Source organism: Borreliella burgdorferi B31 (assembly GCF_000008685.2).
Lineage (GTDB): Bacteria > Spirochaetota > Spirochaetia > Borreliales > Borreliaceae > Borreliella > Borreliella burgdorferi.
Window position 1 is genome coordinate 668523 of the sequence record NC_001318.1, and the last position, 25009, is coordinate 693531.

Annotated in this window: 19 protein-coding genes and 1 pseudogene; 10 read left to right on the top strand and 10 right to left on the bottom strand. The window is 28.5% G+C overall.

Features of this window, described 5'->3' with window-relative positions; all coding sequences use genetic code 11:
* Together BB_RS03215 and pncB are read right to left on the bottom strand one after the other, a co-directional pair.
* Positions 1-3241 (bottom strand): annotated as a pseudogene (locus BB_RS03215) (PD-(D/E)XK nuclease family protein).
* A gap of 3 nt (positions 3242-3244) precedes the next feature.
* The gene (gene pncB, locus BB_RS03220; protein WP_020948779.1) at positions 3245-4690 is read right to left on the bottom strand and encodes a nicotinate phosphoribosyltransferase; all 1446 of its coding nucleotides are present in this window, start codon (positions 4688-4690) and stop codon (positions 3245-3247) included.
* A gap of 129 nt (positions 4691-4819) precedes the next feature.
* Here pncB and zwf point away from each other — a divergent pair, with 129 nt between their 5' ends.
* From zwf to BB_RS03235, 3 genes are all read left to right on the top strand, one after another.
* Positions 4820-6256 (top strand): glucose-6-phosphate dehydrogenase, encoded by a 1437-nt coding sequence (gene zwf, locus BB_RS03225; protein ID WP_002656376.1) that lies wholly within the window; start codon positions 4820-4822, stop codon positions 6254-6256.
* Positions 6257-6512: 256 nt separating this feature from the next.
* Positions 6513-7856 (top strand): Na+/H+ antiporter NhaC family protein, encoded by a 1344-nt coding sequence (locus tag BB_RS03230; RefSeq protein WP_002661671.1) that lies wholly within the window; start codon positions 6513-6515, stop codon positions 7854-7856.
* A 93-nt stretch (positions 7857-7949) separates the two neighbouring features.
* Complete coding sequence (locus tag BB_RS03235; RefSeq protein ID WP_002557225.1) at positions 7950-9338, top strand: Na+/H+ antiporter NhaC family protein; 1389 nt, start codon at positions 7950-7952, stop codon at positions 9336-9338.
* A 31-nt stretch (positions 9339-9369) separates the two neighbouring features.
* Here BB_RS03235 and BB_RS03240 read toward each other — a convergent pair whose 3' ends face one another.
* The 5 genes from BB_RS03240 to ylqF all read right to left on the bottom strand — a co-directional run bounded on the left by BB_RS03240 (position 9370) and on the right by ylqF (position 14002).
* A complete protein-coding gene (locus tag BB_RS03240) occupies positions 9370-10416 on the bottom strand; it encodes an ABC transporter substrate-binding protein (protein WP_002657068.1) in 1047 nt (348 codons plus the stop codon).
* Between the two features lie 20 nt (positions 10417-10436).
* On the bottom strand, positions 10437-11228 hold the full coding sequence (locus tag BB_RS03245) for an ABC transporter permease (protein ID WP_010889788.1): 792 nt from the start codon (positions 11226-11228) through the stop codon (positions 10437-10439).
* Between the two features lie 3 nt (positions 11229-11231).
* A complete protein-coding gene (locus tag BB_RS03250) occupies positions 11232-12035 on the bottom strand; it encodes an ABC transporter permease (protein WP_002657355.1) in 804 nt (267 codons plus the stop codon).
* 5 nt (positions 12036-12040) lie between these two features.
* Positions 12041-13084, bottom strand: coding sequence for an ABC transporter ATP-binding protein (locus tag BB_RS03255; protein ID WP_002557229.1), 1044 nt, complete (start codon positions 13082-13084; stop codon positions 12041-12043).
* A gap of 78 nt (positions 13085-13162) precedes the next feature.
* Positions 13163-14002, bottom strand: coding sequence for a ribosome biogenesis GTPase YlqF (gene ylqF / locus BB_RS03260; RefSeq protein ID WP_002656555.1), 840 nt, complete (start codon positions 14000-14002; stop codon positions 13163-13165).
* Between the two features lie 154 nt (positions 14003-14156).
* Here ylqF and BB_RS03265 point away from each other — a divergent pair, with 154 nt between their 5' ends.
* A complete protein-coding gene (locus BB_RS03265; protein WP_002557231.1) occupies positions 14157-14855 on the top strand; it encodes an N-acetylmannosamine-6-phosphate 2-epimerase in 699 nt (232 codons plus the stop codon).
* A gap of 45 nt (positions 14856-14900) precedes the next feature.
* Entirely contained in the window at positions 14901-16445 is a 1545-nt protein-coding gene (locus tag BB_RS03270) for a maltose/glucose-specific PTS transporter subunit IIC (protein ID WP_010254518.1), read from the top strand.
* Positions 16446-16474: 29 nt separating this feature from the next.
* Here the strand turns inward: BB_RS03270 and BB_RS03275 are convergent, their stop codons facing one another.
* From BB_RS03275 to BB_RS03285, 3 genes are all read right to left on the bottom strand, one after another.
* Positions 16475-17458 carry a lipase gene (locus tag BB_RS03275; RefSeq protein WP_002660364.1) on the bottom strand — a complete coding sequence of 328 codons (984 nt, stop codon included), beginning with the start codon at positions 17456-17458 and terminating at the stop codon, positions 16475-16477.
* Positions 17455-17985 (bottom strand): oxidative stress transcriptional regulator BosR, encoded by a 531-nt coding sequence (bosR, locus tag BB_RS03280; protein WP_002557234.1) that lies wholly within the window; start codon positions 17983-17985, stop codon positions 17455-17457. Before bosR ends, BB_RS03275 begins: the two co-directional genes overlap by 4 nt.
* Before the next feature lie 99 nt (positions 17986-18084).
* Positions 18085-19773, bottom strand: a complete 1689-nt coding sequence (locus BB_RS03285; RefSeq protein ID WP_002656740.1) for a hypothetical protein — start codon at positions 19771-19773, stop codon at positions 18085-18087.
* A gap of 194 nt (positions 19774-19967) precedes the next feature.
* Here BB_RS03285 and groL point away from each other — a divergent pair, with 194 nt between their 5' ends.
* From groL to secF, 5 genes are all read left to right on the top strand, one after another.
* A complete protein-coding gene (gene groL, locus BB_RS03290) occupies positions 19968-21605 on the top strand; it encodes a chaperonin GroEL (RefSeq protein ID WP_002657108.1) in 1638 nt (545 codons plus the stop codon).
* A gap of 65 nt (positions 21606-21670) precedes the next feature.
* Positions 21671-21967, top strand: coding sequence for a hypothetical protein (locus BB_RS03295; protein WP_002656076.1), 297 nt, complete (start codon positions 21671-21673; stop codon positions 21965-21967).
* On the top strand, positions 21960-22277 hold the full coding sequence (gene yajC / locus BB_RS03300; protein WP_002657363.1) for a preprotein translocase subunit YajC: 318 nt from the start codon (positions 21960-21962) through the stop codon (positions 22275-22277). The genes BB_RS03295 and yajC overlap by 8 nt, the downstream gene beginning before the upstream one ends.
* An 85-nt stretch (positions 22278-22362) precedes the next feature.
* The gene (secD, locus tag BB_RS03305; protein WP_010889789.1) at positions 22363-24123 is read left to right on the top strand and encodes a protein translocase subunit SecD; all 1761 of its coding nucleotides are present in this window, start codon (positions 22363-22365) and stop codon (positions 24121-24123) included.
* Positions 24107-25006: a protein translocase subunit SecF gene (gene secF / locus BB_RS03310; protein WP_002665673.1), complete on the top strand. Its 900-nt coding sequence runs from the start codon at positions 24107-24109 to the stop codon at positions 25004-25006. Before secD ends, secF begins: the two co-directional genes overlap by 17 nt.
* Positions 25007-25009: the final 3 nt, after the last annotated feature.

Here is a 25009-nt window from a genome sequence, read left to right on the forward strand (position 1 = left end):
TTAATTTTTTGTCCTTACGAATTTAATGTAAAATTTTTCTATCAATATTAATAAATTTTTGTCTAACTTGAAATCATGAGTGTCTTTAAATCTGTTATAGTAATCGCAGAGTGTTATTTCGCTAGTTTTTAAAAATCTCTCGTGTGCTTTGCTTGTGAAATAAGCTTTGGAAGGATTTTTTATCTGCATTTTTATTAAATTCTTAAAACAATTTGAAAAATTATTTTGATTTATTTTTGTTAAAATTTTAATTATCAAGCTTTGGTAAATTGGAGTTGGATAGCTTGATATGTATGCAAATTGCATAAGCATATTTTCAATGTCATCAATTATTATTTCTTTGTGATGATAGCAAATAGTTGTTTTTTGCAGTTAAGCTTTCAAGATCAATTTTTACTTCTGTTAATGAATTGAAGTTTTGTATTTCTTTTTTTATTAGCAGTCCTGTTATATATAAATCTATTTCATTTTTTATTTTATCTGGGATACTGCAATAGTCTTTTTTTACAAAATTTAAATAAAAATAATTGTTTTCGACCTTATATACATTCTCGATATCTTTTTTTAATTCAAATTCTATATTTTTATTTTGAAAATTTAGTTTTATTTTTTTGCAAAATTTAATTTTGCTTTTTGTCATTGCTGAAAGCTTTTTTAAGCTTTCAGCAGCATTATATTTTAATTTATTTATTTTTTTTAAGATTTCATTTACAGTCGTTTTTTGATCTATGTTGAAAGGAATGCTTCCTTGTTGTATTTCATATCTAATGTGGTTTTTAATAATTTCTATTGCTTTTCTTACATCATCTTTTTTCCCCATTATGTATTCATGCAGTAGTGTTGAATTTTTTATAAGTCTGTAAATAATTTCAATAACACTGAAAATTTGTTCTTCTTGTTTTTCTTTGATTTCATTTTCCAATCTTATGTCTTGTATTTTAACGTTTAAAGTTTTTTCGTAAAAGTGCTTGTAAGGATTGGAAAGGGCGTTTTTTAATTCGTATAAATTTAGCTTAATTGGGCTTTCTAGTTTAATTTTATTTTGCTTGAATCCAATTGGTTTAGAATTTTGTAGTATTTTTGCGATATTATAGGCTTCTGGATCATAGTTTATTAAATAATTTTCTTTTGCATCTTTAAAATATACTGGGTCGTGGTTTTCATTTGGATGCTTTTCTATTTGAAAATTTTTTTCATACTTTTGTATGTGTTCAAGTATTTTGTTTATTGTTTTTGATGTATTAATTTCTGGGCTTAAGTTGTCTTGAAAGGAGCAGTAAAGATAAAATTTTTCTGATGTTGCAAAAATCAAATTAAAAAGAGCCGTTATTTCCTCTTTTTCAGTATTCTCATGTTCATAGTATTCATTTAATAAATTCATATTATCATAATTTATCTTAGAGTTGAATTTTTGAAATCCCAAAAAATGAATTTCTTTTTTTTGAAGATATTCTATTTCTTTGTAATTGGCAATCAATATCCCATTTTTTTTATACATTACTCCGTATTTTTCTTTTTCAAGACTTTCTTCAAGCATAATCTTAAAAAGATAAAATTCAATTTTTATTTCATTAATTTCTTTTAAATAGTTTTTGTAAAGATTGTCATTTAAATCTTTGGGGAAATTTTTAAAGGATTTTATCTTATTTTGTAAATATTCATCGGTTGTATTAAAATCTTCAAGATCAATATATTTTTGAATAAAAATTTCTATGATTTCTGCCCATTCATATACTTTGTATGCTTTATTTTTAAAATAGTTTATATCTTCATACAAACTTTTTACTATTGTTATAAGTTTCATTATTGACTCTTGATCTTGAAATCTTGTGCTTTCTTTTTGGGTTTCCTCTTCGTATTTTTCGTCAAATATTTCAGACATTAAAAATCGATTAAATCCATCTTCCCATGAGTTTAAAAAGTTTTGATCATAGTTTAGATTTTCTTTGTGAGTTTTGTTTGCACCAAAACTAATGTTCATCGTATCGCTAAATTCTATTAAATAGTTTAATTCAGATGTTGATATATTAAATTTTTTCATTACTTTGTTGTTACTTAGTAGGTCAAATACTTCTTTTCTGCTAAAATTACTAATTGTTCCGTTTTTTGATACGAAAAGATCCATTAGCCTTTTTAAAGCTATTATACTTTCTCCTCTTGACAAATTGTTATAACATAGAACGCTATATTCGATTTCATATTTATTTAGACATTCTTCTATATATGGCAAATATTCATTAAATTTTTCTTGCAAACAAGTTATTGCTATGTCGCTTAATTTTAGGTTATTTTTTTGCATTGAGTGTACTATTTGATTTGTCAAAATTTCTACTTCACGTTTTTGATTTTTAGCTTCTATTATTTTAAAGCTATCGTCTAATGTTGAAATTGGAGTTTTTGCTATGATATTATTTTTAATGCTTGTTAAAAAATTTTCACCTTTAAATAATTCAATATCTACTTTTTCTAAAGCTTGATATTTTATTGGGTTGATTTTTGTTTTTGTTAACAACAATTCTTTAACAAGAGTAGATTCATAGTTTAGTAAATCTTCAAAAATTAACACATGCACTTCAAAATCAAAAATTTTTTCTAAAGAGTTGAGAATTTTTTTCTCAATCTCTCTGTTGTTGCCAATAAATATTATTTTTTTAATTTCAATTTCTATTTTTTTTGTTGGTTTTTCCTGAATTATTTTTTTATGTAAGTTTAAAATATTTTTTTGTTTTTCAAAGAGCTTTTTAAATAGTTCTTTTTGCATATTTTCGTAGGGTTTTAAATTTTCTTCTTGGAATAAAAATCCATTATCTTCCCAAGTTTCAATTAATTTTGAAAATTTTGAGTAATAATGGTGGAATAAATCTATTATTTTTGATGCAAAAAAGTACCTATTCTTTGTGGATTTGAAATCTTTTATGTATTTTAGTTTTTCAGTTTTCAATATGTTGTATAAAATAAATTTTTCTGTTTCCAAGTAAAATGAAAAAGTATTCTCTTCTATGTATTTTTTTATATTGGGATTTTTAAAAGAAATTTCATATATGCTTTTTGCGGCATTTTTTTTAATATTTAGATTATAAGAAATCCCATTTAGTTTTGCTATGGTTTTTTTAATTTCTTCTCTTAAGAGATCATTTTTTACTATGATGAGTGTTTCTTTTTTAAAAATATTGTCTTTTTGAGTTAGTTCTTTAATTTTATTATAAATTTTATTTACTTTGTTAGTTTTATATATATACATATATTAATTGTTTTTGATATCTTTTGTGAGTTTGTTTTTTAACTTTCTTAAGTTTTTACTGATACTTACTTTATATATGTGGGGATTAATTATTCTTTTGTACGTATGTTCAAGTTTGCTTAAGTCGAGTTTGGTTTTATTTCTAATATTGGTTAAGCTAGACTCGTAGCCTTTGCGAAGTTTTCCATTTTCTAAGACAGTGTGCGTTAGAAATTCAAAATCGTCATATTGTTTGATGATTTTGAAAATGTTATCTTGTATTGGATGAAAAACGGTAAATTCTTTTCTTGAATTCAGATGATCTTTGATTTTATCTTTTTCTTCTTTTAAAAATATAAAATCAAGGATCATTTGGTCATTTAAATAGATTCTTGCAACTTCTTTTTGGTCAGGTAATGTGGATTTTTCTGCGTTATTTGATATTTTTATTTTTGGTATAAATTTTCCATTTTTTTCTATAGAGATCATTTTATATACTCCTGAAAGGCTTGGATCTCCTTTTGCTGTAACTAAATTTGTTCCAACGCCCCAAATATCAATTGGAGCATTTATTGAATTTAAGTACATGATAATATTTTCGTCAAGCTCATTAGATGCAATAATTTTTACATGATTTAATCCATTTCGGTTTAATTCTTTTCTTGCTGCTTTACTTAAATATTCAAGATCTCCACTGTCAATTCTTATTGAAAAATTATTTTTTTCTTCATGTTTTAATTCTTTGAATATTTTAATGGCATTTTTTAATCCACTGTTAAGCGTGTCGTAAGTATCGATTAGCAAACTTACTTTGTTTGGATATGTTTTTGCATATTCTCTGAATGCTTGCTCTTCGGTTTCAAAGCTCATTATCCAACTATGAGCCATTGTTCCTGTAACTGGTATATTGTATTTATATCCAGCAAGCATATTGCTTGTGAAATCTGCTCCCCCTATGTAGGCGGCTTTGCTGGCAGAAAGTGCTCCATTTATTCCTTGAGCTCTTCTTAGCCCAAGTTCTGCTAAAATTTTTGCACCAGATTCTTTTATTCTAGCGGTTTTTGTTGCTATCAAACTTTCGAAGTTTATTATATTTAACACTAACCCTTCTATTAATAATAATTCTATTAAGTGTCCTTCAATCACAACTACTGGTGCTTGGGGGAAAACTATTCGACCCTCTTCTATTGAGCTTATTTTTACGTTTAGTTTGAATTCTCTTAGAAAGTTTAAAAATTGTTTATCTAATATATTAAAGCTTTTTAAATATTTAAGTTCATTTTCTCCAAAACGAATATTTTTTAATTCATTAATCAATGTATGCATTCCAGCTAAAACAATATAGCCATTTTTAAAGGGTGTTTTTCTAAAAAACACTTCAAATTTTGCTTTAGGATTAATTCCTTTTGTAAAATAAGCGTTCATCATTGAAATTTCATAAAAATCTGTAAATAGTGATAGATTTTTCATTCTCCTTATTATATACTAGTTTTGTTTATAAAAAAATGATATTTAATTTGAGCTTAATTTTTGTCTGCTAATCTTTATGAATATGTTTTTTGTGATATATAATAAATTGACCAGATTGGACTAAATTCTATGAAAGAAAGAAGTGTTTCTAATTTTGATATTGTAATTTTTGGGGTTACCGGGAATTTGTCTAGAAAAAAGCTTATTCCTTCACTTTTTAATTTATTTAAAAATAAATGTATTAGCAATTTTAGGGTTATTGGTTTTTCTCGTAAGATTTTTACAGATAAAGAATTTAGATTGTATATTAAAGATTCTTTATGGCAGGAAGAGACCGATTCGTTGATTGAGATTTTTTTAAATTTTTTTGTTTATGTATTTGGCGATTTTAATGAAAAGGAGTCTTATAAAAATTTATTTAAATTTTTAGATAGAAGTCGAGAAACGATATATTATCTTTCGACGTCTCCTGCATTTTATGGACCTATAATTAATCATTTGAAAAAGTATTTTTTAAGCGAAAAATTGACTTTGTCAAAAATAGTTCTTGAGAAGCCTTTTGGCTCTAGTCTTGAGACAGCAAAAAAATTAAATAGTTTGCTTTATTCTGCTTTTAAAGAAGATCAAATTTATAGAATAGATCACTATTTGGGTAAAGAAACGGTTCAAAATATTTTTACATTTAGATTCGGCAATTCTATTTTTGAAAATATTTGGAATAATCGTTATGTAGATTTTGTTCAGATTACGGTAGCAGAAGAATTAGGTCTTGATGGAAGAGTAGAGTATTACGATTCTGTTGGCGCTTTGAAGGATATGGTTCAAAATCATATTTTACAATTGTTAAGCCTTGTTGCAATGGAGTCTCCTATTAAATTTGATTCTGAGTTTATTCATGATGAAAAAGTAAAAGTTTTAAAAAGTTTGAGGAAAATTAGCAAAGAAGATATTAAGAATTACATTGTTAAGGGTCAATATATAGGCTCACAAGTTCAAGGGGTTTTTAAAAAAGGCTATAAAGATGAAACAGAATTTTTGGGAAATTCAAATACCGAAACTTATTTAGCTATGAAAGTGTTTATTAATAATTGGCGTTGGTCTGGGGTTCCTTTTTATCTTAGAACTGGGAAAGGTCTTGCTAGGAAATTTTCAGAAATATATATTCAATTTAAAAAACCGAGCTTTACTCTTTTTAACAATAGTTCTGTTGATTTTTCTAATGCTTTGATATTTAGAATTCAGCCAAGGGATGGAATTGAAATCAAATTCAATACCAAGAAGCCCGGATATAATTATGAAATTCAAACTGCTAATATGGAGTTTTCATATCACGGAGCATTTAAAAGATTGTTTGATGAGGCTTATGAGCGTTTATTGTTAGACGCTTTTTTAGGAGATGGTACTTTATATGCGACAAGTGATGAGATTGAAAGTTCTTGGGAATTTGTTTCAGATATTGCAAATAAATGGGCAGATATTGAAATTTGTAATTATTTTTATGGCTCTGAAGGACCAAAAGAGATAGACTCTATTTTAGAAAAAGATCATTTTTGGCGTAAAATTTAATTTTCTAGTTTTTTAAAAGATATTTTTTAAATAGATAAATGAGATAGAATTTTTATATAATTTATTCCTATCCCTTTTTAATACTTGAGCCCCCAACCCCAACTCTGTGTTCTATTATTTTAATCTAGCTAAGAGTTTTAAGGATTTTTATTCTTGATTTGATTGCAAATTTATGCATCGATTAATAATTTGCGTTATGATTAAAAGATATAAGTAATTTTTTTATAAAAACAATGCTTATATTTAAAGGATGTATATGGAAAATATTGAAGTAAGAGGGCAGCCAAATTTTTTTGGGCTTATTCCTTTTTTTGTTTTTATTATTATCTATTTAGGCACGGGGATTTATTTGGGAGTTATTGGTGTAGAAATGGCCTTTTATCAACTGCCGGCTAGTGTTGCAATGTTTTTTGCTTCCATTGTTTGTTTTTTGGTATTTAAAGGAAAATTTTCCGACAAAATTCACATATTTATTAAAGGAGCAGCTCAGTACGATATTATACTAATGTGTCTTATTTTTATGCTTTCGGGAGCTTTCTCTTCTCTTTGTAAAGAAATAGGCTGCGTTGAAACTGTAGCAAATTTGGGAATTAAATATATTAATCCTAATTGGATTGTTTCTGGTATATTTTTTGTAACCTGCTTTCTTTCTTTTTCTGCCGGCACTTCTGTTGGATCTATCGTTGCAATTGCTCCTATTGCTTTTAATATTGCTGTTAAAAGCGGCATTAATCCGAATTTAATAGCAGCATCTGTAATGTGTGGAGCTATGTTTGGAGATAATCTTTCTTTAATATCAGATACAACTATTGTTTCTAGTCGAACTCAAGGTAGTAGCATCTTAGATGTTTTTATTAGTAGCAGTTTTTATGCTTTTCCATCCGCCATACTAACTTTTTTTTCTTTTTTCTTTCTTTCTGAAAATTTGTCCAATGCCACAAACTTTTTACACGAAAGTTCAATAGATTTAGTGAAAACTGTGCCTTATTTAATGATTATATTTTTCTCTTTAGCTGGAATGAATGTTTTTATAGTTCTTTTTTTAGGTATTCTTTCTATATGTCTTATTAGCGTTTTGTATGGTAATTTATACTTTCTAGATGTAATGAAAAACATTAATAAAGGGTTTTTAAATATGGCGGATTTGATTTTTCTTTCAATTTTAACAGGGGGAGTTTCTTTTGCCGTGATTCATAATGGAGGCTTTAAATGGCTACTTATTAAATTAAAATCCTTGATTAGAGGAAAAAGTTCAGCGGAATTTTCTATTGGGGCTTTTGTTTCAATAGTTGATGTTTTTCTTGCTAATAACACAATTGCCATACTTATTTGCGGCAAAGTAGCAAAAAAGATAGCTTTTGAAAATAACATCAGTGTTCAAAGAAGTGCTTCTATTTTAGATATGTTCTCTTGTATTTTTCAAGGCATTATTCCTTATGGTGCGCAAATGATTATTTTAGTGAATTTTTCAAATGGACTTGTGTCGCCAATTAGTATTTTGCCATTTTTAGTTTATTTTGGATTTTTATTGTTTTTTGTTATTTTATCTATTTTGGGCCTTGATATAAAAAAAGTTTTTTTATTTTTTTTAAAAAAATAAAAATTTTAAAAATTTTAAGATTTGCATTGTTTAATTTTTTTGATTTTATTTAGAATAAATTGTTCTTAATTATATGATTTAGGAGGGTTAAAATTGGAAAGAGATTTGAAATTAGAAAGAGAAACTAATGTGGTTCCAAATTTTTGGGGGCTTATGCCTTTTTTTCTTTTTATAGGGATTTATATTGGCACAGGACTCGTTCTTTATTTTAATGGTGTAGAAAGGGCATTTTATCAAATGCCTCCCGTAGTTGCTATGTTTATTGCTATTGTTTTGACATTTATTATTTTTAGAGGATCTTTTTTAGCAAAAATGAATAAATTCATTGAGGGATGCGCTCAGCAAGATGTTATTTTTATATCTTTAATATTTATGTTATCCGGTGCTTTTTCTGCTGTTTGTAAAGAAATAGGAAGTGTTGATGCTGTAGTAAATATTGGTCTTAAATATGTTCCATTGAATTTAATAGTATGTGGCATTTTTTTAATTACTCTTTTTTTGTCTTTTTCCACTGGAAGTTTTATGGGGACTATTGTTGCTGTTGCTCCTATTGCTTTGGAGCTCGCAGATAAGGTAAACATCCCCCTTCCATTGATTGCTGGTGCTATTCTTAGCGCTGGTGCATTTGGGGACAACATGTCTTTGATATCAGATACTCCTATTATTTCAAGTCATACTCAAAAGGTTAATATTGTTGATGTTTTCAAAAATGGAGCTTTTTATACGTTTCCAGCAGCAATTTTAGCAAGCATTGCTTTTGCATTTTTAGGTTCTTATTATTGCAAGGTCGATAGTTTTATTATTGAGCCTGGTGAGATAAATTTTTTCAAAATTATTCCGTATATTTTTGTTATGGTTTTTGCAATCTCAGGCTTTGATGTATTTTTAGCCTTGTTTTTAGGCATTGTTGTTGCTGGTATTATTGGAATTTATTATTCAGATATTACTTTTTTATTGCTGGCTAAAAAAATCAATGAAGGATTTTTAGGCCTAGGGGAAATGTTTATTCTTGTTATTTCTACTGGTGGAATTTCTTATATGACAATTAAGTATGGGGGGTTTGATTGGTTGCTCTTAAAATTGCAAAAAATGTCAAAGTCTAAAAGAACTTCGGAATTTGTCATTGTTGTCTTAGTTGGCATTTTGACCATGTTTCTTGCAAATAATGGGCTTGCTATTTTAATGAGTGGTTCTGTTGTAAGATCAATAACTAAGGAAAATAATTTAAACTCAAAGCGTATTGCGGCTTTACTTTGTATGTCTTCGTGCTTTTTTTTAAGTATTTTGCCCCATAGTATGCATGTTATAGCTCTTGTAGATTTTACAAAAGGCAAGCTTTCTCCTTTTGACATTTTTCCATTTTTAATTTATCAAGGATTTTTGATCTTATTGATTGCTTTGTCTATAATTGGACTTGATATTAAGTTAATATTTAAGTCTTTTTTAAAAATAGTCACAAAACTTAAAAGCTTTAAATTTTAAAAGCTTTTAAGTTTTTTTTGAATTTAAATATTTAAGAAGACAGATTTAAATATATTTTAAGGATTTCTTCTTTTATTTTTTTAGGTATTTTTTTAAAAATTTCAAATTTGGAAAAATCTTTTGGTAAAAATTTTTCTTCTAAATATAATTTCATTTCGGGGTTATTTTTTGCCTCTTCTTCTATTCTTTTTATTACGTTTTTGTTTGGAGAATTATATCTAGTTTCTTTGAAATTTTTATAAGATGGTTCATTCTCGTATAAAAAGTTTATGAATTTGTAAGCCAAGTTTTTATTTGGAGCATCAATAGGAATTACAAATGCGTCTATCCATAGATTGGTGTTTTCAGGTGCATAAAAATCTAAATTTTTGTCTTTTAGCATAGCGCTTTGTGCTTCGCCGCTCCATGTGAGTTGAATAGATGCTTCTCCATTTAGCATTAATGATTTTGCAGGCACATCTGAAAAATATCCGATTAATAGTGGATTTTGGATTTTTAAAAGTTCCCCAGCTTCTTTAATTTTATCTGTATCATGCTCATTTATTGAGTATCCAAGTTTTTTTAAAGCAACCCCAATATTGTCTTTAGGGGAATCTAGCATTGTAATCTCTTTTTTATATTTTTTATTAAATAATATGTCAAAACCTTGCATGTCATTTAAATCTATTTTAGTTTTATTGTAAAGTATGCCCATTAATCCCCAGTAGGCTGGCACTGAATAAAGATTGCCAGGATCATGTTCCAAGTTTGTAAGATTTTGGGTAATATTTTTTGTTACATTTGGCAATTTTGAGTAGTCTAATTTTTCAATTTTGCCTTCATCGATTAATTCTTGGATTAAATATTCTGATGGGACTATTATATCGTAGTAATTCTTTGTGTTGTTAAATTTAGCCATCATTTCTTCATTATTGTGAAAGATTTCATAATTAATTTTTATATTGTTTTCCTTTTCAAATTGATCTAATAAAGTTTTGTCAATATATTCTGCCCAATTAAATACGTTTAAAGTTATTGTGTCTTTGTTAGTGCAAGCAAAAGTTGTAAGAATTACTATTAATATAAAAATTTTTTTCATAAGTACTCCTTTTTTTCATTTTAAAGCTCAGCATCTGTTGTCAATTTTTTAATTCCTATAAATTTATTAATAATAAACAAAAGGCTCAATATTGTAAAAAACAATATTGCAGAAATAGCATTTATTACGGGTTTGATGCCTCTTTTTGTTAGCGAGTTTATTAGGATAGATAAATTATTAAATCCCTGTCCAGTGGTGAAAAATGATATCAAAAAATCATCTATTGATAATGTAAAGGCAATAAGGGCCCCAGTTGCTATGCTTCCTGCGATTTCCGGATAAATTATATTGAAGAATATTTGAATTTCTGAGGCTCCAAGATCTTTGGCAGCATCAATAATATTTTTGGGAAGAGAATATAATTTGGGTAAAATTATTATTACTACGTATGGTGTTGAAAAAATTATATGTGATATTAGCATTGTAGAAAATCCCAATTGCATTTTTATTGCAGAATAAAATGTCATTAAGCTTATTCCTGTTACAATGTCAGGATTAATTATTGTTATTTTATTTACTGATAATAGTATTGTTTTTAATTTTTTGTTTTCTGATTTATAAATTGCATAAGCACCAATAATTCCAATAACAACAGAAGTCAAAGATGAGATTATGGCTATTAAAATGGTGTTAAATATTGCTGATTTGATTTGACTTGAGGCAAAAATTTCTTTATACCATTTTAGACTAAATCCTTGCCATATAAATCCACTGTCACCAGAGTTAAAGGAATAAATTATTAAGATTATTATTGGAAGGTAAATAAAGCTGAGTATTAGAAATAAGAAAATGTTTTTAAAGGCTCTAAACATATTTTACTCCCCATTATTTTTTCGCATTAATTTTATTATTATTAAATTAAAAATTAATATTACTAACATTAAAATAAATGAAATTGCAGCCCCAGTATTCCAGTCTTCTATAAAGAGAAACTGTTTGCTTATTAGATTTCCTATTAAAATTTGTTTAGAGCCTCCTAGCAAATCTGAAATGATAAATACCGTAATTGAAGGAATAAATACCATAATTATTCCTGTTGCCAGGTAAGAGAGTGTTAGTGGTATTTTTATATAAAGTAATATTTGCCACATTCTTGCTCCAAGATCTTGTGATGCTTCAATATATTCTGGCTTAATTTTTAAAAGCCCCGTGTATATTGGCAAGATCATAAAAGGCAAAAAATTGTATATCATGCCTATTGTAACAGCCTGTTCATTATAAAGAAGATCTAAAGTTCCAATTCCGATCTTTTCAAATAAGTTGTTGATGAATCCGTTTTTTCCAAGTATTCTCATCCAGGCATAAGTTCTAAGTAATGTATTTATCCACATAGGAAGTATTATCATGATTATTAATTTGTTTTGAGCACTTTTTTTTGATAATGAAATTAGCCAAGCGGCAGGATAGCCTATTAAAATGCAAAAAATTGTTGCTATTGTTGCGAGTTTTAGACTTCTTGAAAAAATATTAAGATAGCTTGGATTTAAAAGTCCAATGAAATTATAGATGGTAAATTCGTTTTTTTCATTTAAAAATCCAAGCAATATTATTATTAGTAAGGGAAGAATACTAAATGTTAGTAGGAATATGGAGTATATGATTAATATCAACTTTTTCAAAACCATTATTCCTTATGCATAACATGAATATCATCAGGTTCTAAAAATATATCAACTTCTTCTCCAACTTTTGTAAGTCTTGTGCTTTGAACTATCCAATTTGTTTTTTGGATTTCTAGAGTCATTTCGTAATGAACTCCTTGAAAAATTGCTGATGTTATAGTTCCGCTTAAATGTCCTTTTCCTTTTGGAAGTAGTTTTACATCTTCTGGGCGTATTACAAGGTCAACTGCTTCTTCAGCTTCAAATCCTTTGTCAAGGCATTCAAATTCATGACCAAGCAAACTTACAACCAGCTCTTTTTTATATGTTCCATCAAAAATATTGCTTTCTCCAATAAAATCGGCTACAAACTTTGTTTTAGGCTCATTGTAAATTTCCTCAGGTGTTCCTATTTGCAGAATTATTCCTTCATTCATTACAACGATTCTGTCACTCATTGTCAATGCCTCTTCTTGATCGTGAGTAACATATATGAATGTGATTCCAAGCTGACGCTGTATTTTTTTTAATTCTTTTTGCATCTCTTGTCGCATTTTCAAATCAAGCGCGGAAAGTGGTTCATCTAGGAGTAAAAGCTTAGGTTCCATTACCATTGCTCTTGCTATTGCAACTCTTTGCTTTTGCCCCCCCGATAGTTCGTTAATATTTCTGTATGCGTATTTTGGCATTCCTATCAGCGAAAGCGATGTTTTTACTTTTTCTTTGATTATATCTTTTGGCGTTTTTTTCATTCTAAGTCCAAATGAAATATTGTCAAAAACATTCATATGTGGGAAAAGTGCATAATTTTGAAATACAGTATTAATTTCTCTTTTGTTTGGACTGGTTTTAGATATTTCTTTAGAAAAGAAATAAATTTCTCCATTTTTTTGGCTTAAAAAACCACCCAATATTTTTATCAATGTTGTTTTTCCACATCCGGATGGGCCTAGTAGTGTGATAAACTCATTTTTTTTAATTTTTAAATTTATGTTATCTAAAGTTTTGTTTCCATTGTTATCATAATAATGACTTAGATTTTTAATCTCTAGGATACAATTATCCAACTAATTCCAACCTCCTTATGGCTGTATTAATACAAATCAAGATTATACTTAATATTATTATTTATGTAAATGCCTTTTTTAAAAGGCATTATAATTCTTATCAAGAATTATTTTGCCAAATTTACCCTCTCTAAATTCTTTGATTAATATTTTTGATGCTTTTTCAAGGTTAAGTTCATTTTTTTTACCGATTAATTTTCTTGCTTTTGCAAAATTTTGTAGAATATCAAGTGAATTTTTATGATATATTTCGTATTTTTTTAGTAAAATATTTTTATTATTTTGATCCATTATTTCAAGTAAATACAATGCAAGATCTGTGTTATCTACTATTTCATTTTTGATCATATCCAATATTGCAAGTTTTTTTGCAATCGATTGGTCTACTAGATTATGCCATAAAATCCCTGGCATATCAAAAAGATTTATTTCTTCATTTATTTTTACTATTTGTATATTTTTAGTATATCCAGGTTTATTGGCAACTTTTGCGCTCTTTTTGCCGGATAATAGATTTATTATTGAAGATTTTCCAACATTTGGAACTCCAATAATCAAAACCTTTATTTTTTCTTTATAGTTTTTTATCTTTTTAACAATGGCCAATTTTTTAATAATATCTATTATCTGCTTACGCATTCCTTTTTTGTAAATATTGCTTATTATTACAGTATTGCCAAGATTTTCAAAATATTTTTTCCATTTTATAATTTCATTTATTTGAGCAACATCTGATTTGTGTAGAAGAATTATTTTAGCTTGATTTTTAGTAATTTTTTCAGTTAATGGATTTTTACTGCTAAATGGAGCTCTAGCATCAAGTATTTCTAGCACAATATTAGCTTTTTGTAAATTATTCTTTATCAGATCTAAGGCCCTTTTCATATGTCCAGGAAACCAGTTGATTTTATTTGCCATGCCTAAATTATAGCTTAATGTGTATTGAATGATAAATTGTTTTTGTTTTTAGTTTATGTTAGTTTTCTTTAAAAGAATTGTTTTTTTTTAAATAAAAAATATAATCTGTATTTAAGTTTTTATATTTTTTAAGAAAATAAATTTTACAGGAGGTTTGATTATTATTGTAAAAATCAAAAGAGGGTTAATAGTATCTTGTCAAGCTCTTGAGAACGAGCCTTTACATAGTAGTTTTATTATGTCTAAGATGGCTTTGGCAGCCAAAATAGGTGGAGCTATTGGAATAAGAGCCAACGGAGTTAATGATATTAGCCAGATTAAGTTGGAAGTTGATTTGCCAATAATAGGTATTATTAAAAAAAATTATAATAATTGCGACGTATTTATTACTCCTACCATGAAAGAGATTGATGAGCTTTGTAATGAGGGGGTAGATATAATTGCCCTTGATGCCACTTTTAGAAATAGGCCTGATGGCGTGCTACTTGATGATTTTTTTGAAAATATTAAAAAAAAATATCCAAAGCAGTGTTTGATGGCAGATATTTCTTCTTTAGATGAAGCTATTAATGCCGATAAATTGGGATTTGATTTTATTGGAACAACTTTGTATGGCTATACAAAAAATACCAATGGTTTGAATATTGCAGACAATGATTTTAATTTTTTAAGAACCTTGCTTAATTCTAATTTGAAATCTACTTTAATAGTGGAAGGAAAAATAGACACCCCTTTAAAAGCTCAAAAATGCTTTGAAATGGGGGTTGATTTAGTGGTTGTAGGGGGTGCTATTACAAGGCCCGCTGAGATTACTAAAAAATTTGTAGAAAAAATAAATCAGATTAAAAAATAATTTTAAACTTAAGGGTTAATTTATTTTTTATTTTAGGAGGGTTTTATGTTAAAGGGTTTTGAACAAGCTCAGAAATTTGGACGTTCTTTTATGCTTCCAATTGCTATTTTGCCAGCAGCGGGGCTGCTTTTAGGAATTGGAGGCTCTCTTTCTAATCCAGAAACCGTTAGGACGTATTCTTTTTTGAATATATTCTTCTTACAATCAGTTTTCAAAATAATGAGTGCGTCGGGTTCTATTATTTTTTCAAATTTAGCGCCAATATTTTCTATTGGAATTGCTGTTGGACTTGCAAAATCAGATAAAGGCACATCTGGAATCGCAGCATTTATTGGCTACCTTGTAATGAATGCTACTATTGGAGTTTTAATTGATGTGTCAGGCAGAGCGGAGTCTTTCTCTAGTGGTGCTGTGGGTTTTGTTCTTGGAATTAAGACTTTAGAAACGGGGGTTTTTGGCGGGGTTGTAGTTGGTATTTTGACTTATTATCTTCATTCTAGATTTAACAAAGTAGATTTACCTAAGGTTCTTGGATTTTTTTCTGGATCTAGATTTGTTCCGATCATTGTTTCTTTTTCTAGTATTTTTCTTGCTGTTATTATGTTTCTTGTTTGGCCATTTGTACAAAGTGGAATTAATAAAGTAGGGGGCTTAGTAGATTCAACCGGTTATATTGGAACACTTATTTATGGGATTTTTTTAAGGATGCTTGGACCTTTTGGTCTTCATCATATATTTTATTTGCCATTTTGGACAACAGGCCTTGGGGGATCTGTTATTATTGATGGAAAGTTAATTGAAGGAACTCAGAATATTTTCTTTGCAGAACTTGCTGCCCAAGGTACAGATAGATTTTTTATCGGAACTAGCCGTTTTATGAGTGGACGATTTATTACCATGATGTTTGGTTTGCCCGGAGCTGCACTTGCTCTATATTACACTGCAAAGCGCGAGGAGAGAACAAAAGTTTTTGGTCTTTTGATGTCTTCAGCGCTAACGTCATTTTTAACAGGTATAACAGAACCTCTTGAATTTTCTTTTCTTTTTGTAGCCCCTATTCTTTATGTTGTTCATGCTACATTTGATGGATTTGCTTTCATGCTAGCGCATATTTTGCAAATTACAATAGGTCAAACGTTTTCTGGAGGGTTTGTCGATTTTATTCTTTTTGGCATTTTGCAGGGAAATTCAAGAACTAATTGGCTTTTGGTGCCAGTTATAGGCATTGTTTGGTTTTTTCTTTACTACTTTACTTTTATATTTTTAATAAATAAGTTTGATTTTAAAACTCCGGGTAGAACGCAAGATTTAAATTCTGAAGATTCTCCAAGTTCTAAGAGTAGTGAATTTGAAGAAAATTATGCCACTAAGGTTATTATTGGGCTTGGTGGTGCTTCAAATATTGTTGAGCTTGATTGTTGTGCAACTAGGCTTAGAATTACAGTAAGGGATGTTCTTAAAGTTTCTGAAAAAATTTTAAAAAAAACTGGTTCTAAAGGAGTAATTATTAAAGGCAATGGGGTTCAGGTAGTTTACGGACCAGGTGTTAGTGTTCTTAAGAATGAAATAGAAGAATTGCTAGAGGCTTGATTTTTTTAATAAGTAATAGCTTAAGGCTATTACTTATTAATCTTGTTTATGAAATCAAATACATACTTTGTGAAGTATGATGTGTTTTGGGCGCTTTTGTAGCTTTGGTTTCCAATAGGTAAGTGAGCGTGTGAATTTTCAAGAAGTATGATGGGAATATCCTTTTTTTCACCCCCATAATTTTTTATAAATTCGTTTATTTTTATTGGGTCTACTGTATGATCATTTGGTGTGTGGGTTATTATTAAAGGTATTTTGATTTCGTTGAAATTATATGAATTTAATAATGTGACAAGGCCCATCATTGCAATAATTGCGTCTACATGCTGTACTCTTGAAGAGTGGCTTTTTATAGTCGGGTGTTCTTTTCGTTTATACTCTTTTGTTTCGAATTTATTGTAGCCACCTGTTATAAGATATGCAATTTGTCGCCCCCAAGGATAGTAAACGATATTTGTTCTCTTGTCATAAGGGAATATATTAGGAGAAATTAATACCGCCGAGTTTATTTCATTTGGATAGTTTGCCAAGGCCCAGATGCTGGCAGTGCCCCCATTAGAGGTTCCAATTAATACTAATTTATCACCTATTAATTTGCCAATGTTAATAGCCTCATCAATGTCTCTCAGCCAATCTTGGGTAGTTATTCCCCGAAATGCATTTTTATTGTTAATTCCGTGTCCTTTAAGTCTTGTAAAAAAAATATTTGCATTAAGAGCTTTTGCAATATTATTTGGAACCGGATAAATTTCATTTTTTGATGCTCCAAATCCATGAATATAGACCACAGAATAATTTGTTTTTTGTGCTTTTTCTTTATACCAGATTATTTCTTTTTTTGTATTGCTTTCTAAATTAAATTGCAATTCTTCTTTTAATAAGTAATTGTCAATTTCTTCTATGTTTTTAGGAATCAGTTTTTTTGAAAATTCATTTTTAAATTTTATCCTCGGACTAACCAGTATTAAGAGTAATAAGAATATAAGTATAAAAATGATATTTTTTATATTCATAAAGTGATTTCCTTGTTCTCATCTGGGACATTATTGTTATTATGGGTATCTTTTTTGTAGCAATTATTGCAATGCCCTGAGTAAATGATTTCAATAGATTTTGTTTCCCAGTTTTCTCCAAGTTTGTCTTTCAAAATATCTTTAATATCGTCAAGTTGAATAGGGTGGACTTGATTGCATTTATTGCATTTAAAGTGAGCTATTGTGGAAGCCAAGCTTAGATAAAATTTTGTTTCTTTTTGATCAGTAGTTTTTATATCTTTTAGTATATTTCTTTCTTTTAGAATATTTAATGTGTTATATACTGTTGCTTTTGATAGGCTTGGAATTTCTTTTATAAGTTTGTTATAAACTTCTTTTGCCGTAAAGTATTCTTTTGGGTTTGATGCTATGTATAAAATGATTCTGTTTCTCGAATGAGATGCTTTCATTCCTAATTCTGATGTTAAATTTTTCAATAATACAGGATCGTTTGTAATGCCGACTTTTTCCAATGCGGAATGTACGTCTATTATGTTGTCGTTCATATGATTATACCTTTTTTGTTTAAATTAAAGATTAAATACTTTTTATGTTCTTCTTAGGATAATTTTATACCCAGTTATTAATATTTTACTACTTATTATTTATTTATTTTCATATTTTTTTATATTAGTATAAAAAATTAAATTTTTTATTTTTGAATTCAGTTTTATTTTGTTATCAAAATTATTATTTAATGGTAGTATCATTAAATTTAGTGTTTGAGAGTAATTTATTACATCTTGGATCTTAACTGTGTTATAAGAACCCCCTATATTTAAAATTAACCATTTCTTAGAATTTATTTTTTCAATTTTATAATTAATTGTATGAATGATATGTTTTTCAACATTTAAAAAGCTTATAAAAAAGTTGCTGTTTTTATCATTTCCTTTAGATATCAAAAATTCTGTGCCATTAATGTAGCCTTTGGGATTGTTTTTAGTTATTATTATTTTTTCATAAGTATCAAGATCGCTGTATTTTGCTGTTATTTTTAAATTAGTGCCTTTTGTAATTTCAAAAACAGGTATTTCAAGAGCTGAATATTCAAGAAGATAATCAGGATTGCATTTTTTTAATGTTTTTTTATCTAGATCTATTTTAGAAGGCCATTTTATTTTAATCGATATAAAGAAGCTAGAGATAGTCTCATCTATAAAAAAATCAATTGTTGATTTTTTGGCAGAGTTAAAAGCTAAATATTGTTTTATTCCTAAAATTTTTTCATTTGAGAATGAAAATGAACTTTCAATAGATGCTTCTTTTATTAGTTCTTTTTTTGATGAAACTTTAAAATAGGTTCTAGATGTGTTTAAAAATTCAACTTTTTTATCTTTAAATTTTATTTTATTTAATTTTCCATTTTCGAATTTGATGTTGTATTGATCGTGAGATAGCGTGAAATTTCCTTCCATATTGTATTCTAAATTTTTAGGCACAATTGATTCTGAATTTTTAATGATTTCATCTTGGTGTTTATTTATTAAAAATTCTCTTAAGCTTTTTTCGTTGATTTGATAATCTTTGAGTCTTTTGTTTTGAAAATTTATTATTGGCTCTTGCTCTTTAAGGGAGTTAAATTTTGGAATCTCTAGTAGTTCGGTGGTAAGTTTGGATCCTTCTAGATTTTGTATTTTAATGCTGTGTAAGTTGTTTTCTAGGGCTTTTAAATAAAGTAAAAAATTTTTTAGTTCTTGATTATCATAAGTTTCTTTGATCTCATAAAAATAAATAAGAGTTTCTACGTTGCTTTTTGGAGAATCTATTTTTTGTACTTCATATAAATATTGGCAGTTATTTTTATAAAAAATTAAATAATTTTTATTATTTTTACTCTGCCTTATTCCTTCTGTATAATTGAAATTAAGCTTTCTGTAAAGCTCAGTCACCTTTTTTCTAAACTTTTCTATGTTGTATATATAAAACATAATAGGCGTATTTTGAAATATGTCTTTGTATCCACTTTTGAATGGATTTTTTAGTGCCCAATACAAATCTAAATGTATTTCATCGTGTAGCATGTATTCATGAGGGCTTCCACTGTAAGTTCCAGGCATATATATATCTGTATTGGTTTTGAATCTTTCAAATAGCCATTTATTTAATTCCTCATGTTCTCTTAGAATTTCAAAAAAGTATATTGGAAATGTCCAATGTATTTTGTAAGCTAGCTGTTTGTGTTCAATCAAATATTTTATATTTGATATTATTAATAACAGGTTATCTTCTGAAAATTTAGTTATTGAAATAATAATAATATAAGTTTTCAATTTTTTTAGTTTTCTAAACATAAATTCTTTGTCTTTATAATTTAAAGATTAGTCAATATTTACATTATATAATAAAAATTTTTACTGGTTTTGTATATTTTGTATTTTTTGATGCATAGAAGTAATACGCTACTATAGCGAATGTATTAAGTTTATGTTAATCTTATATTGTTATATGTAAATTATTTTTATTTATAGAAAGGGGTAAAATTTTTATGGCTAAAGACATATATTTTAATGAGGATGCTAGAAAAAGCTTACTTAGTGGCGTTGAAAAATTATCCAATGCTGTAAAAGTAACTCTTGGGCCAAAAGGGAGAAATGTCCTTATTGATAAAAAGTTCGGCTCTCCAACGGTTACAAAGGATGGGGTTAGCGTTGCTCGTGAGATTGAGCTTGAAAATCCGTTTGAAAACATGGGGGCACAGCTTTTAAAGGAAGTTGCTATTAAAACAAATGATGTTGCTGGTGATGGAACAACAACTGCTACTGTTCTTGCTTATGCTATTGCAAGAGAAGGCCTTAAGAATGTGTCTTCAGGAATCAATCCTATTGGAATAAAAAAGGGAATAGATCACGCTGTAAATTTGGCTGCTGAGAAAATTCGTCAGTCTGCAAAAAAGATTACAACAAAAGAAGAGATTGCACAAGTAGCTTCAATTTCTGCTAATAATGACAGTTATATAGGTGAAAAAATTGCTGAGGCAATGGATAAAGTTGGAAAAGATGGTGTTATAACAGTTGAAGAGTCAAAAACCTTTGATACTACGATTTCTTATGTTGAGGGTATGCAATTTGATAGAGGATATCTTTCTCCTTATTTTTCTACCAATAAAGAAAATATGAGTGTTAATTTTGACGATGCTTTCATATTGATATATGAGAAAAAGATTAGTTCTATTAAAGAGCTTTTACCAGTTCTTGAGAAAGTTTTAGGGACAAATAAACCTTTATTAATTATTGCTGAGGATATTGAGGGGGATGCTCTTGCTGCTCTTGTTTTAAACAGCGTTAGAGGAGCTTTAAAGGTATGTGCAATTAAATCTCCTGGTTTTGGTGATAGACGAAAAGCAATGCTTGAGGATATTGCAGTGCTTACCGGCGGTGTTTTAATCAGTGAGGAGCTAGGCCTTACTCTTGAGACAGTTGAAATTGAGCAACTTGGACAGGCTAAAACTATTAAGGTTGATAAAGACAATACCACTATTATTAATACCGGCAATAAAGAGCAAATAAAGGAGCGTTCAGAGCTTATTAAAAAGCAAATTGAAGATTCAACATCTGAATATGATAAAGAAAAACTTCAAGAGCGTCTTGCAAAACTTGTTGGCGGAGTTGCTGTTATTAATGTTGGAGCTGTTACTGAGGTAGAGCTTAAGGAGAAAAAGCATAGAGTTGAGGACGCTCTTTCTGCAACTCGTGCTGCTGTTGAAGAGGGTGTTGTGCCTGGCGGTGGATCAACTCTTATTGAAGTTGCTATGTATTTAGATACAATAGATACAAGTAAATTAAGCTATGAGGAAAAGCAAGGTTTTGAGATTGTAAAAAGAAGTCTTGAAGAGCCAATGAGACAGATTATTTCAAATGCTGGTTTTGAAGGATCTATTTATATTCATCAAATTAAAACAGAAAAAAAAGGGCTTGGGTTTGATGCTTCCAGCTTTAAGTGGGTAAATATGATTGAGAGTGGAATAATTGATCCTGCTAAGGTTACAAGAAGCGCGCTTCAAAATGCTGCTTCAATTGCTGGACTTTTATTAACAACAGAATGTGCAATCACAGATATTAAAGAAGAGAAAAATACTTCTGGTGGTGGTGGTTATCCTATGGACCCAGGAATGGGAATGATGTAAATTAAAGTTTCACCGGCAAGCTTGTGTTTTTGCCGGTGAATATTTTATTATTCAAAGGAATTATTTTGAGTGAGGATGAATTTGTTTTTTGTATAGGCTATGATTGTTCAAAGGCAATAGTAGATAGGCAGCTTTTAAGAGAAAATAAGGGTAAAAGTGCTAAGGAACTTTTTGAACTTGGACTTTACAGAAGTGCCTTTAGCAAAGCTCTTTATAGGAATGACGATGGTCTTATTAATTATTTAATTGAAGAGTATAATAAAATAAGTAACTCTAATTATACCAAAAAAGATGATTTTAAGCTTTTATTTGGAGTAGTTTATCCTGATGATATTAATAAGATAAAAGTGACATATGTATAGTATGGGAGGTTTTGTGTTTTTATTGCAAGAATTTAGCGGCAATAGTAGCTTTTTACGAAGTTTATTAGTTTTTGTGCCTGTTATTGCTATATTTTGGTTTTTAGTGATATCTCCTCAGCGTAAGGAAGAGAAGAATAAAAAAGAAATGATAAAAAATCTAAAAAAGGGCGATAAGGTATTAACAATAGGTGGAATTTTTGGAGTTGTGAAAAAATTAGGCGATACGGATGTTATTTTAGAATTAAGTCCAAATAACGAAGCAGTATTTATAAAAAACTCTATTGATAAAGTTTTGTCTGAAAAAAAATGAAGTTAAAAAAAAGGTATTGTTTAAAGGTAAAATTAGAACTGTTAGCTAATAATGGTATTTTTTAAAAATTTTAAGGATTTGTATAATGAAAAAAGGATCTAAGCTTATATTGATATTGTTGGTGACGTTTTTTGCATGTCTTTTAATATTTCCGACTTTAAAATGGTATTTTTTAATGAGCGTTGAGGATAAAAAAATAAGCTCATATTCACAAGAGGCCTTAAGGGATTATTCAAAGAAAAAAGCCCTGAATGATCTTGTTAAGCTTAAGGAACTGTATAATAAAGATCCCAATAGCAGTATTCCAGCTAGTTTGTCTTATTTAATTCCAATAGCAAAAAATAATTATAGGTCTTCAATGAAAATTCCACCTAATATTTTTACTGCTAAAACCTTGCGTGAAGGATTTTTGACTGATTCGGATATGGGAGAAGTAAGCTTAGAGATTTATAGATATTATGAGAACATAAAGAAGGGCAAAAGCAGAATAATACATCTTGGGCTTGATTTGTCTGGAGGGATGAGTGTTACCATTTCTCTTGATTATTCAAGTGTTGAAAAAAAATTAGGTCGTTCTTTGACTTTTGCTGAGAGAGAGGATGCCATTTATCGAATAATGCAAATTCTTAAAGATAGGGTARATAGGTTCGGGCTTACAGAGCCTAAAATTGTAAGAGAAGCCGGGGGAAATAAAATTTTCTTAGATATTCCTGGAGAAAAAGATGAGAGTAGAGTAAGCACTCTTTTGAGCGGTAAAGGCAATTTGACTTTTTATGTGGTTGATGATGAGTCTACATCTCTTTTGCATAGAAAAATATTAGAAGCGGGCTCTCTTTTTTCTATTCCTGAAATTCAGGCAAGTATGAACCTTCCAGATAGTAAACAAATTTTTCCTTGGTATGTTAAAGATTCTTATGGTGTGGATGATGAGTCATCAGTTCGTTATTATGTAGTTGATGCAAGCCCTGAAAATTCATTTGATGGTGCTCACATTAAAGATGCTGGGGTTTCTAACGATCCTAGAACAGGCCGAGATACTGTTGCTTTTAGCCTTGATGTTGATGGAAGTGAAAAATTTTTTAAATTTACTCAAAAAAATGTTGGAAAGTCTTTGGCCGTTGTTATGGAAGGTAAAATTAAGTCTGTGGCAGGAATTGGATATGCTATCACTGGGGGCAATGTTTCAATTCAAGGTGACTCTTTTGATAAAAAAGAGGCTCAAGATCTTGCTTTAGTGTTTAAAACTGCAGCTTTTCCAGTTGATATTAAAATAGATGATTTGAGAATAATAGGGCCTACTCTTGGTGCTAGGACTATTGATCTTGGCATTAAAGCTTCTGCGCTTGCTCTTTGTTTAGTTTTTTTGTTTATATGTGTTTATTATGGTTTGAGTGGTGTTGTAGCTGGATTTTCACTTGTTATTTATAATGTATTTTTAATTTTAGCGATATTGTCGGCCTTTAATTTTACTTTAACTTTAACAAGCATTGCAGGTCTTATTTTGACAATGGGTATGGCCGTTGACATAAATATAGTTATTTATGAGAGAATTAAAGAAGAAATTAGAGAAGGCAGAAGATTTGAAAATGCTTTTGAAGCTGGTTTTAAAAAGGCATTTTTATCAATTATGGATGCAAATATAACAACATTTATTGCGGTGCTTTTTTTAACTCTTCTTGGGACAGGAGTTATTCAAGGTTTTGCTTGGTCTCTTTCTGTTGGAATTGTGGCATCCCTTTTTAGTAGTTTGATTTTTTCAAGATTTATTTTGGAATTTATCATATCTGTTAGAAAAAGCAAATTTATAAGTATATCTTGGAGTTCAAAATATGCAAAGAGTAATTAATTTTTCAAAATATGGAAGCAATGTTTTAATTGTTAGTGCCGTTTTGATTTTGGTTGGGCTTATTTATACTTTTTTTTATCATGGTGGATACAATTGGGGAATAGATTTTTCTTCTAGGGTTAATATTAATCTTTCAATAGAAAAATCAAATATTAAAGAAAATGAAATTAAAAAAATATTCTCTCCGATTTATAAGACTTTAGATGTTAATAGTATTTTTTCACCAGATCAGAATAAAAGTGAATTCTCTATTATGGTAAAGTCTGATGTGATTGATTATGCTTTTAAAACAGAAGTTCAAAAAACAATATTAGATAAACTTAAAGAAACATTTGATGCTAATATTGAAGTTTTGGATTCTTATTTTATTGATTCAAGTTTTTCTTCTACTTTGAGAATTAGGTCAATTTTTTTGGTATTAGGAACATTTATCCTGATTTTGATTTATATAACTTTAAGATTTAAACTAAGTTATGCTATTGCTTCCATACTTTCAATATTTCATGATATATTTTTTATAGTTGCTTTTTTAGGGGTATTTAGAATAGAGATTAATAGCTATATTATTGTGGCAATACTTACCATTATTGGATATTCTTTAAACGACACAATAATTATTTTTGATAGGATTAGAGATAATGTTAAGCGATTAACCGATAACACATTTTTAAATGTATTAAACATAAGTATTAGTCAAACTTTATCAAGAACTGTTTTGACGTCAGTTACAACATTTGTTGCAGTATTTTCTATTTATGTGTTTACTGAAGGATCTATAAAAGATTTTTCTTTGGTATTTATGGTAGGGGTAATTGTTGGAACTTATTCTTCTGTATTCATAGCGTCTCCAATACTTTTAAACCTGTATAAAAAGATAAAGTAGATC